General features: G+C 46.4%; 9 protein-coding genes, 17 tRNA genes, 1 rRNA gene and 1 pseudogene. 24 read left to right on the top strand and 4 right to left on the bottom strand.

Features of this window, described 5'->3' with window-relative positions; all coding sequences use genetic code 11:
• Positions 1–81 precede the first annotated feature (81 nt).
• From rrf to plsX, 23 genes are all read left to right on the top strand, one after another.
• Positions 82–197, top strand: a 5S ribosomal RNA gene (gene rrf, locus HZY94_RS10225).
• A 5-nt stretch (positions 198–202) separates the two neighbouring features.
• A tRNA-Val gene (locus HZY94_RS10220) sits at positions 203–275 on the top strand.
• 15 nt (positions 276–290) lie between these two features.
• Positions 291–363, top strand: a tRNA-Asp gene (locus HZY94_RS10215).
• A 43-nt stretch (positions 364–406) separates the two neighbouring features.
• Positions 407–479: transfer RNA gene (locus HZY94_RS10210), tRNA-Lys, on the top strand.
• A 3-nt stretch (positions 480–482) separates the two neighbouring features.
• Positions 483–564: transfer RNA gene (locus HZY94_RS10205), tRNA-Leu, on the top strand.
• Positions 565–577: 13 nt separating this feature from the next.
• Positions 578–650 (top strand) — tRNA-Thr (locus tag HZY94_RS10200).
• Between the two features lie 10 nt (positions 651–660).
• Positions 661–732: transfer RNA gene (locus HZY94_RS10195), tRNA-Gly, on the top strand.
• 5 nt (positions 733–737) lie between these two features.
• Positions 738–822, top strand: a tRNA-Leu gene (locus HZY94_RS10190).
• Positions 823–827: 5 nt separating this feature from the next.
• Positions 828–901 (top strand) — tRNA-Arg (locus HZY94_RS10185).
• Between the two features lie 169 nt (positions 902–1,070).
• Positions 1,071–1,144 (top strand) — tRNA-Pro (locus tag HZY94_RS10180).
• Between the two features lie 3 nt (positions 1,145–1,147).
• Positions 1,148–1,221: transfer RNA gene (locus HZY94_RS10175), tRNA-Met, on the top strand.
• 21 nt (positions 1,222–1,242) lie between these two features.
• Positions 1,243–1,316: transfer RNA gene (locus HZY94_RS10170), tRNA-Ile, on the top strand.
• Between the two features lie 5 nt (positions 1,317–1,321).
• Positions 1,322–1,411 (top strand) — tRNA-Ser (locus HZY94_RS10165).
• A gap of 13 nt (positions 1,412–1,424) precedes the next feature.
• Positions 1,425–1,498, top strand: a tRNA-Met gene (locus HZY94_RS10160).
• Between the two features lie 3 nt (positions 1,499–1,501).
• A tRNA-Phe gene (locus tag HZY94_RS10155) sits at positions 1,502–1,574 on the top strand.
• A 16-nt stretch (positions 1,575–1,590) separates the two neighbouring features.
• Positions 1,591–1,661: transfer RNA gene (locus HZY94_RS10150), tRNA-Gly, on the top strand.
• Between the two features lie 40 nt (positions 1,662–1,701).
• Positions 1,702–1,775: transfer RNA gene (locus HZY94_RS10145), tRNA-Ile, on the top strand.
• A gap of 2 nt (positions 1,776–1,777) precedes the next feature.
• Positions 1,778–1,865 (top strand) — tRNA-Ser (locus HZY94_RS10140).
• A 79-nt stretch (positions 1,866–1,944) separates the two neighbouring features.
• Positions 1,945–2,745 (top strand): rod shape-determining protein MreC, encoded by an 801-nt coding sequence (gene mreC, locus HZY94_RS10135; RefSeq protein ID WP_179926007.1) that lies wholly within the window; start codon positions 1,945–1,947, stop codon positions 2,743–2,745.
• Entirely contained in the window at positions 2,745–3,251 is a 507-nt protein-coding gene (mreD, locus tag HZY94_RS10130) for a rod shape-determining protein MreD (protein ID WP_179926006.1), read from the top strand. Before mreC ends, mreD begins: the two co-directional genes overlap by 1 nt.
• A gap of 65 nt (positions 3,252–3,316) precedes the next feature.
• A complete protein-coding gene (locus tag HZY94_RS10125; protein WP_160332121.1) occupies positions 3,317–4,285 on the top strand; it encodes a ribose-phosphate diphosphokinase in 969 nt (322 codons plus the stop codon).
• Positions 4,286–4,645: 360 nt separating this feature from the next.
• Entirely contained in the window at positions 4,646–5,410 is a 765-nt protein-coding gene (gene recO / locus HZY94_RS10120) for a DNA repair protein RecO (RefSeq protein ID WP_179926005.1), read from the top strand.
• Positions 5,407–6,414: a phosphate acyltransferase PlsX gene (gene plsX, locus HZY94_RS10115; protein ID WP_179926004.1), complete on the top strand. Its 1,008-nt coding sequence runs from the start codon at positions 5,407–5,409 to the stop codon at positions 6,412–6,414. Before recO ends, plsX begins: the two co-directional genes overlap by 4 nt.
• A 48-nt stretch (positions 6,415–6,462) precedes the next feature.
• On the opposite strand, the gene HZY94_RS10790 is transcribed toward plsX, so the two are convergent.
• Together HZY94_RS10790 and HZY94_RS10640 are read right to left on the bottom strand one after the other, a co-directional pair.
• A complete protein-coding gene (locus tag HZY94_RS10790; protein WP_373683193.1) occupies positions 6,463–7,302 on the bottom strand; it encodes a CHAP domain-containing protein in 840 nt (279 codons plus the stop codon).
• 288 nt (positions 7,303–7,590) lie between these two features.
• Positions 7,591–7,725, bottom strand: a complete 135-nt coding sequence (locus HZY94_RS10640; RefSeq protein ID WP_257151926.1) for a hypothetical protein — start codon at positions 7,723–7,725, stop codon at positions 7,591–7,593.
• Positions 7,726–7,822: 97 nt separating this feature from the next.
• Between HZY94_RS10640 and purB the strand changes: the two genes are divergently transcribed.
• On the top strand, positions 7,823–9,115 hold the full coding sequence (purB, locus tag HZY94_RS10105; protein ID WP_179926003.1) for an adenylosuccinate lyase: 1,293 nt from the start codon (positions 7,823–7,825) through the stop codon (positions 9,113–9,115).
• Between the two features lie 75 nt (positions 9,116–9,190).
• On the opposite strand, the gene HZY94_RS10100 is transcribed toward purB, so the two are convergent.
• Complete coding sequence (locus tag HZY94_RS10100) at positions 9,191–9,901, bottom strand: GntR family transcriptional regulator (protein ID WP_179926002.1); 711 nt, start codon at positions 9,899–9,901, stop codon at positions 9,191–9,193.
• A 50-nt stretch (positions 9,902–9,951) separates the two neighbouring features.
• Positions 9,952–10,083 (bottom strand): annotated as a pseudogene (locus HZY94_RS10095) (IS30 family transposase); the annotation flags it as partial.

The following is a 10,083-nucleotide window of genomic DNA, read 5'->3' as shown; positions in this document are numbered from 1 at the left end:
ACGAGGAATCGATTCGCCATTAATCTAGGGATTATGGAGAAGAAGATGACAAAGTCATCGTGGAAAAAGCTTAAAATAGAGTTAAGTGACGATAGCCTAGGAGATACACCTGTTCCCATGCCGAACACAGAAGTTAAGACCTAGAACGCCGGAAGTAGTTGGGGGTTGCCCCCTGTGAGATATGGTAGTCGCTTAGCTAAAGGGGAGTTTAGCTCAGCTGGGAGAGCATCTGCCTTACAAGCAGAGGGTCAGCGGTTCGATCCCGTTAACTCCCATTGTACGAAAGTACAGGTCCCGTAGTGTAGCGGTTATCACGTCGCCCTGTCACGGCGAAGATCGCGGGTTCGATTCCCGTCGGGACCGTTCAAACAGTATGGTATACAGTTTGAAGTTTGAAAAGAGACAAGACTCGTTAGCTCAGTTGGTAGAGCAATTGACTTTTAATCAATGGGTCGCTGGTTCGAGCCCAGCACGGGTCATATGCGGGTTTGGCGGAATTGGCAGACGCACCAGATTTAGGATCTGGCGCTTTCGGGCGTGGGGGTTCAAGTCCCTTAACCCGCATATATAGTAATAAGCCGGCTTAGCTCAGTTGGTAGAGCATCTGATTTGTAATCAGAGGGTCGCGTGTTCAAGTCATGTAGCCGGCATTAGAGGATTGCGAACGTAGTTCAGTGGTAGAACACCACCTTGCCAAGGTGGGGGTCGCGGGTTCGAATCCCGTCGTTCGCTTTGGCGCCGGGGTGGCGGAACTGGCAGACGCACAGGACTTAAAATCCTGCGATCATTTCGATCGTACCGGTTCGATTCCGGTCCTCGGCAAATGGGCATCCTTAGCTCAACTGGATAGAGTACCTGACTACGAATCAGGCGGTTAGAGGTTCGACTCCTCTAGGGTGCATTAAATTTAAATAGGGAGTATCTTAGAAAGATAGAACCTAATTTATAACTACGGGAAGTAGCTTAGATTGGTAGAGCTCAAAGCGAAGCTTTGAGGTTGGGGATAAGGATTTTGGAAAAATCCTCCTTGCAAGTACTCTACAGCTGAGGTACAACCTGGTTTATATCTACGGGAAGTAGCTCAGCTTGGTAGAGTACTTGGTTTGGGACCAAGGTGTCGCAGGTTCGAATCCTGTCTTCCCGATATGGCGGTGTAGCTCAGCTGGCTAGAGCGTCCGGTTCATACCCGGGAGGTCGGGGGTTCGATCCCCTTCGCCGCTATTTTAATATTTGATCTTGCTTGGACCTTTAGCTCAGCTGGTTAGAGCTCTCGGCTCATAACCGAGTGGTCGTAGGTTCAAGTCCTACAAGGTCCATTTGTGGAGGATTACCCAAGTCCGGCTGAAGGGAACGGTCTTGAAAACCGTCAGGCGTGTAAAAGCGTGCGTGGGTTCGAATCCCACATCCTCCTTATTTGTTAATAGCGCGGGATGGAGCAGCTCGGTAGCTCGTCGGGCTCATAACCCGAAGGTCGTAGGTTCAAATCCTGCTCCCGCAATTTGGCTCGGTAGCTCAGTTGGTAGAGCAATGGATTGAAGCTCCATGTGTCGGCGGTTCGATTCCGTCTCGCGCCATTTCTTTTTAGCATAAGCGGGTGTAGTTTAGTGGTAAAACTACAGCCTTCCAAGCTGTTGTCGCGAGTTCGATTCTCGTCACCCGCTTTGAACGAAAGTTCAACTATAATTTCCAAGTCATAGACTTGGGCGCGTAGCTCAGGTGGTTAGAGCGCACGCCTGATAAGCGTGAGGTCGGTGGTTCGAGTCCACTCGTGCCCATAGGAGAATTACTCAAGAGGCTGAAGAGGACGGTTTGCTAAATCGTTAGGTCGGGTAACCGGCGCGGGGGTTCGAATCCCCCATTCTCCGTTGTGAAGTAAGGTTGGGATGTAATCCTAACCTTCTTATTTTATCCTTTTTTAGTGGTGAATCTATGAAAAAATTTCGCATGTCAAAGACAGTTCTCCTTACAGGTTTAGTTTCGATTCTAGTCTTGGGATTACTGTTTTTTTCTTACCCTTCTGTGGTTGTTCAGCAGACCAATCGAGCTGTTTCGTTTTTGAGCCGGATTCTACATCAGCCCTTTGGGCTGTTACGGCAGGCTGAGGTCGATTTTTCCAATTTGTTTTATGCTTATGAAGAAAACAAGGACTTGAAGCAGCGGCTTTATGCCATGGATGAGGAAGTCAACCAAGTCGAGTCTTTAAAAAAAGAGAATGAAGAATTGCGGCAACAGTTAGGTTTGCAGTCGCAGTTCAAGGACCGCAAAGTGATCCAGGCAGCAGTAATCGATCGTCTACCGGCTACTTGGGCCAATCGTTTGCTGATTGATAAGGGATCCAAAGAGGGTTTGGTTGAGAACATGTATGTCGTGGCGCATGGAGGACTTGTAGGTCAGGTTTTAGAGGTGTCTGAGGATACCAGTGTTGTGGCCCTGCTCACTTCCAAGCAGGAATCGCTGCCAATTCCCGTTAAAATTAACACAGGATCCAAAGATATTTTTGGGATTATTAAGTCCTATGATTCCGTGCAGGAATTGGTCACAGTCAGTCAGTTAAATGCTGGTGATGAGATTCCTAAAGGAGCACGAGTGATGACTTCTGGTCTGGGTAATATGCCAGTCAAGGACATTCCCTTGGGTCAAGTTGAGTCGAGTAAACAAAATAGTCATAATCTGGAGCGGGAAGTCTATGTAAAACTATCGGCAACTAGTCTGGATTTTTCAACAGTCAGTGTGGTGGGTCAATAATGAAAGCAGTTTGGAATCTTCTTCAAATCCTTGGTTTCTTTCTCTTTCTCTGGTTTGTAGATCAACAATTGTCCCTTTTTGTGTCCTATCTAATTCCCAATCATTGGTATCCTGTTGTTCATGGTAGCTTGCTATTTCTGCTATTTGCTTCGGTCTTTTTCTCAACCTTTGCTTTATTAGGGGCAAGTTTGATTGCCGGTTTGCTTTTGGATAGCTATATTTTCCATTCCCTAGGAGTTCTCTTGGTTCTGCTTCCCCTCTGTGTTTTGTTTGTAACCAGTTTTAACCGTTTATTTTTACGGAATATCTGGACGATCTTATTGGCAACTGTTTTGTTGATTAGTCTGTTTGAAGGCCTGTACTTTGGGGCTGCAACCTTGATGGGAATGGTCAGCCTGGATTGGACGGATTTTGTGGCCCTAAGTTTGGCGCCGAGTTTAGCGGTCAACCTCCTTTTAAGTTTATTGGTAACTCCCCTCTTTCGTTTTTTCCTAGCCAAATCTTGATTTCGATTGAAAAAAGAGTTGAAAAGGTTTAAAATATAAGAAGGGAAAAAAATGCGGAGGGAATCATGTCTTTTTCTGATTTAAAATTATTTGCTCTGTCGTCAAATCAGGACCTGGCTAAGCGTGTGGCAGCTGCGATTGGTATGGAATTGGGAAAATCCAGTGTGCGTCAGTTTTCAGATGGGGAGATCCAAGTAAATATTGAGGAATCAATTCGTGGGAAACATGTTTATATTCTTCAATCAACGAGCTCACCTGTAAATGACAATCTCATGGAAATTCTGATTTTGGTAGATGCTTTGAAACGGGCGAGTGCAGAATCTGTGAACGTGGTTATGCCTTATTATGGCTATGCCCGTCAGGACCGGAAAGCACGAGCTAGGGAGCCGATTACATCCAAGCTTGTGGCAGATATGCTGCAGGTGGCAGGGGTTAACCGTCTCTTGACTATTGATTTGCATGCCGCTCAAATCCAGGGATTCTTTGACATTCCCGTGGACCACTTGATGGGGGCGCCACTAATTGCAGATTACTTCGAACGTCGGGGAATGGTTGGGGATGACTATGTTGTTGTCAGTCCAGACCATGGGGGAGTGACTCGGGCTCGGAAATTGGCTGAGTTTTTACGAACTCCGATTGCCATTATTGACAAACGGCGTTCTGTTGATAAGATGAATACCAGTGAAGTCATGAACATTATCGGGAAGGTTGAAGGGAAGACTTGTATCCTCATTGATGATATGATTGATACGGCTGGTACGATTGCTCATGCTGCAGATGCCTTACAAGAAGCGGGAGCAGTTGAAGTTTATGCGAGCTGTACTCACCCAGTATTATCAGGCCCAGCGATGGATAATATTCAAAATTCAGCCATTAAGAAGTTGGTTGTTTTGGATACGATTGATCTCCCAGAAGATCGCTTGATTGATAAGATTGTTCAGATTTCAACGGCAAATCTGTTGGCAGAGGCTATTATTCGGATTCATGAGAAACGTCCGTTGTCTAGTTTGTTTGCCTTGAACAAAAACAAATAGTTATCAATCATTGGCTTAAAATGTTTTTGTGAATGAATACAATAAGGCTAGGACATCTGTCCCAGCCTTTTATAGTTTTTTCGAGTTTGCTGAGGGGAGTGGGAGTAAAAAGATCCATTGGATCTTTTTAGCATGAGCCTAAAATTAAGAAAGCGAATGATTGGAGTTTGCTTCGCAAACAAGATTTGGTACTCTCTAACAGCATACAATGCTGTTAGACCCAATCAGCTACTGCGTCAAAGGCATTTTGTTAATCAAAGTCAATGGGGTTAGACTTTTGTCTCCCCCCTCAAAGTGGGACAGCAGGATGAGCTAAGGTAGTTATAAACTAAAAGAGTATAGGATTAAGGTGGATGTCTGATGGAGACAGTTCAGTCCAGGGGCTTGGTTCTTTACAATCGTCCCTATCGGGAAAAGGATCGTCTGGTTAAAATTTTTACAGAGAAGGCTGGGAAGCGGATGTTTTTTGTCCGCAATGTAGAGAAGTCCCAGCGTTTGGCTCAGATCCAGCCCTTGGTTGTTGGAGATTATATTTTTAAGTTGCGGCAGGAGGGCTTGGGTTATATTGATGAAGTCAGTGTCGAGATGGCCTATCCGAAGATTCAGGGAGATATCTATTCCTTGGCTTATGCTTCCTATGTATTGGCTTTGGCGGATGCTAGTATTCAGGATGGGCAAGCAGATCCAGCCCTTTTTCAATTTGTTACCAAGACTTTGGACTTGATGGAAGCAGGTTTGGATTATGAGGTCTTGACCTTGATTTTTGAAATGCAGATTTTAGATCGGTTTGGGACTCGTCTGGTGCTGTCGGAATGTTGTTTTTGCCATCGGTCAGGGCTTCCTTTTGATTATAGTTTTGTCTATGATGGGGTACTGTGCCCGGACCATTATGAGCAGGATGTTCATCGGGCGCATTTCAAGCCTAACTGCCTCTTTCTTTTAGAGCGGTTTCAGGCTGTTTCCCTGGAGGAATTAGAGAGTATCCGTTTATCCAAAGAAACCAAGGCTGACTTACGTCAGACTCTTGATACTTTTTACCAAGAATATGTCGGCATTCAATTGAAGGCCAAGAAATTTCTAGATTCCCTAGATGAGTGGGGGAGTTTGTTGAAGGAGAGAAAATGAAACGTATTGCCATTGATGCTATGGGGGGCGATGCTGCGCCTCAGGCCATTATTGAAGGTGTTTTGAGAGCTCGGGATGAGCTATCCGATGTGGAATTTCAGGTGTACGGGGATCAAGAGCAGATCTTACCGCTGATTGAGAATGCTGATCGGATCGAGATTGTTCATACTAAGGAAAAAATTGAAGGGGATGATGAGCCAACGCGGGCTATTCGGCGCAAAAAGGATGCCAGCATGGTCTTGGCGGCTAAGGCAGTTAAGGATGGCCAGGCGGATGCCCTTTTATCTGCTGGTAATACCGGTGCCCTTCTCGCGGCTGCTTTCTTTATTATCGGCCGGATCAAAGGAATTGACCGGCCAGGTTTGCTGACGACGCTTCCCAGTCAAAATGGGCAAGGGTTTGTGATGATGGATCTAGGAGCCAATGCGGAGAGTAGTCCCAAACACCTGGAACAGTATGCCCTAATGGGCTCTTTCTATGCTAGTCAGGTTCGAGGAATCCAGAATCCTCGAGTTGGTTTGCTGAATAATGGCTCAGAAGCTGGTAAGGGAGACTCCTTGCGGAAGGAGGCTTACGAGCTGCTGGCAGCTCGAGAAGATTTGAACTTTATTGGTAATGTAGAAGCTCGGGATTTGATGAGCCAGGTAGCGGATGTTGTTGTGACAGATGGTTTTACGGGCAATGCAGTCCTCAAGACGATGGAGGGAACAGCCTTGGGTATTCTTAGCCAGTTAAAATCGACTATTTTAGCTGGAGGACTACGGGCCAAGCTGGGAGCCTGGTTGTTGAAACCGAGTCTTCAAGTAATGCGTCAAAGTCTGGACTATACTGAAGCTGGAGGAGCCATGCTTTTTGGTGTGAAGGCTCCCGTTGTTAAGGCCCATGGTTCCAGTGATGCCAAGTCGATTTACTACACAATCAAACAGGTTGCCTCCATTCTGGAGAGTCAGATTGTTGACCAAGCCAAGGAAGTTTTCCAAGCTGATCAGGTTGAGAAAGAATAGGACGTTATAAAAAGGTTTTTGGGATGGAATCCCAAAAACCTTTTTATATTATCTCCCCGGCGGGTAAATATAGGTCAACTGACCCCAGCCGCGGCTGGGGTCAAACCAGCCACGATAGTTGCGGATACTTCCCTGACCGTTATAGTTGGCTTCTTTGACCTGGATGGCTTGGGTGGAATTAACGTGGGTGACCAGGGCTACGTGGCCGTAGCTGCCATCGTCCCAGCAGGCGATGGCACCGACGCGGGGTTCTGAGCCAGTGGCAAAACCGAGGGCTTGGGCAGACTGGGCCCATTGGCCACCGTTACCCCACCAGTCACCAACCCAGGGGACTAAGCGTTTGACACCCCAGGTGCATTGGCCGACGGGATAGGTGGGTGCGGGGTAGATAGCGGGAAAGGGATCCGCTGTATTTGTTGAGGTCTCCGGTGGTTGATTGAAGCTAGGGACTGGTTGAAAGGTCTTACGGTAGAGAATTTGTTCATGACCCTGTTGGAAGGCCTGGAGTTGGATGTCAGCTGTCTCAGTAGTGGGCAGGTCCAAGCTCAGCTGGTAGAGGGCTGGACTGATTTGTTGCAGGGGATAGGCTTGATGATTCAGGAGAAGCTGGGCTTGTTCCAGAGTCTGAGCTCTGGAGATTACTACATGCAGAGTCCGATCTTCCTGCTGGACTTGGACTTGTGGTTTTAGTTTGTCGAGTGGGATTTGGTAGTCAGCCAATGGGTAGACTTGGCTTTGTCCTTGATCAAAGCTGATTTCAATCTGGGCTTGGATGGGACTCCCAGCTAGTTCTTGGTTGAGATCAATCGTGGTTTGGAAACTTCCAGCTGTATTTTCTAGGCTTAGAGGGTAGGTCTTGGGCTCTTGGTGGTCTTGTCTAATCTGCAAGCGAGCTTGCTTAATGGCTGGACTGGCTGGTGCAGGTTTCAGCTGAAAGAGCAGGAGTCCTTGATCCAGTTGAGCAGGGGAAAACTGGGTCCGGGGTTTGAAATCTTGGTTTGGGTTTGCAGGGAGGGCTAAGCTTCCACTTTGGAGAATCTGTCCCTGGCTAGTTCTGAGTTGGTAGGTGTAGGGACCAGCCTGTGAGGGGAAGTCTTTGAGGTTTAAGCTTAGCCTTGGAGTCTGCTTGGTTTCTGGTAGGGGATAGTAGTGCCAGCTCTTTGGATCTTGACTAGCTTAGATGTGCAGGGTCAGAGGTCCTTCTTGTTTGACCATAGGGAAAAGAAGCTCGACCTGCTGGGCAGTTACAGGGGTGATCTGGACGGATTGGTTGGGCTGGATCGCTGCTTGAATAGGGGTTACTGGATACATGGGCACCTCCCGGAGTCTTTTTCTATTCATTCGGAATGACTGGAGAAAAAGTTGTAAATAAGGTAAACTGGTAAGAGAACACTTGGAGGAGGAACCTATGTTAGAACGGTATACGCGACCTGAAATGGGAGCCATTTGGTCTGAGGAAAATAAGTATCAGGCTTGGTTAGAGGTGGAAATTTTAGCGGCTGAGGCCTGGGCTGAGTTGGGGGAGATTCCCAAGGAAGATGTGGCCCTGTTGCGCGAGAAGGCTAGCTTTGATGTGGCGCGAATTTTGGAGATTGAGCAGGAAACTCGCCATGATGTGGTGGCCTTTACTCGGGCCGTATCAGAGTCTCTGGGTGAGGAAAGTAAGTGGGTCCACTTTGGCTTGACTTCAACAGATGTGGTGGATACAGCTTACGGTTATCTGTATAAGCAGGCTAACGATATTATTCGCCGTGATCTCGAAAACTTTACCAATATTATTGCCGATAAGGCGCGGGAGCATAAATATACCATTATGATGGGGCGGACCCATGGTGTTCATGCGGAGCCAACGACTTTTGGCTTGAAACTGGCAACTTGGTACAGTGAGATGAAGCGGAACATGGAGCGTTTTGAGGCAGTCGCTAAGGGTGTTGAAGCTGGTAAAATTTCTGGTGCGGTTGGGAACTTTGCGAACATTCCACCCTTTGTGGAGGAGTATGTCTGCGAGTGTTTAGGCATTCGACCGCAGGAAATTTCCACTCAGGTTCTGCCACGGGATCTGCATGCGGATTACTTTAATTGTCTAGCTCTGATTGCGACTTCGATTGAACGTATGGCAACCGAGATTCGTGGCCTCCAGAAGTCGGAGCAACGTGAGGTGGAGGAGTTCTTTGCCAAGGGGCAAAAAGGTAGTTCAGCCATGCCTCATAAACGCAACCCGATTGGCTCTGAGAACATGACCGGATTGGCCCGTGTCTTGCGGGGACATATGGTGACAGCCATGGAGGATGTTGTGCTTTGGCATGAGCGGGATATTTCTCACTCTTCAGCAGAGCGGATCATCGCTCCGGATTCAACCATTCTTGTGGATTACATGCTCAACCGTTTTGGGAACATCGTTAAGAACTTGACGGTCTTCCCTGATAATATGCGCCGGAACATGGACGCAACCTTTGGTTTGATTTATAGCCAGCGTGTTTTATTATCTTTAATTGAAAAGGGAATGACGCGGGAAGCCGCCTATGACTTGGTTCAGCCCAAAACGGCTGAGGCCTGGGACCAACAGGTTGATTTTAAACAGTTGCTACTAGAAGATTCTGCCATCACTTCTTACCTCACTCCAGCGGAAATTGATGAAGTCTTTAACCCAGACTATTACACCAGCGGAGTTGAAGCTATTTTTAATCGTTTGGGACTCTAACAAAAAAGGCCTTGCTTCTCCTGGGTGAGAAGTAGGCCTTTTTGAATGTTTATTGTTTATCATTTATCATCACTATTATTGATTCCGTGATAGGAGGGTGAACTTAAAGTAGTCACCACGTTTGTAGGTTTTACGGTATTCTAAAATTTGACCAGTAGATTCAAGGCGTGTGGTTTTGATTTGAAGGACAGTTGGAAACTCTTCTGCGACCTCTAGACGTTTGCTAATTGCAGCTTCTGTTGGAAAGAGAATTTCCGTTGTTTCTTCAAATTTTTCATCATTGAGATGAATATGGTAGTCAAATTTAAACCGATCGTAGATAGAGCTGTAGTAATTTACATCCGGATAATTGGCATTGATATACTGCTCCGGGATATAAGATTCATGGAAAACATAAGGGGTACCATCCGCTGTACGTATCCGTTCGATCTTATAGTAGTAATGCATTGGACCAAGTCCAAGTTTTGCGATGAACTCTGGATTGTTATCCCGTGTGATGGATAAGACTGTCACTTCATCGACTTTATCCTCAAGAAAATCAGCATCAGAATATTCGATGAGTTTGTGATTACCAGCGCGGGATACAAAGGTACCTTTTCCCTGTTGGCGGACGATGTAACCATCTTTTGCCAAGTCGTTCAAGGCACGGACAACCGTAATTGAACTAACATTATACATATCAATCAATTCGGCCTCTGTATAAAATTTATCTCCATTTTCAAATTGTCCAGAGATAATCTTGTGCTTGAGTTCATCTTTAATTTGTTGATACTTTGGGATTGCCATGCTATATATCACCTCACTTTCCTTCCCTCTAGCTAAATTTCAAGTTGAAATTAGCCACCACTAAGAAATTCCTTTGGTGACTTGTAGTCCAAACATTTTTTAGGATAATTGTTTATCCAATTTTCAATAAAAGCGACTTCTTTGGGAGTTGTTTCTTTGGTCCCTTTTGGTAACCACCTGCG

Origin of the sequence: Streptococcus danieliae, from assembly GCF_013415245.1 — a bacterium.
Taxonomy (GTDB): domain Bacteria; phylum Bacillota; class Bacilli; order Lactobacillales; family Streptococcaceae; genus Streptococcus; species Streptococcus danieliae_A.
Note: the sequence above shows the minus strand (reverse complement) of the source record. Positions and strands in the feature narration are given on the sequence as shown.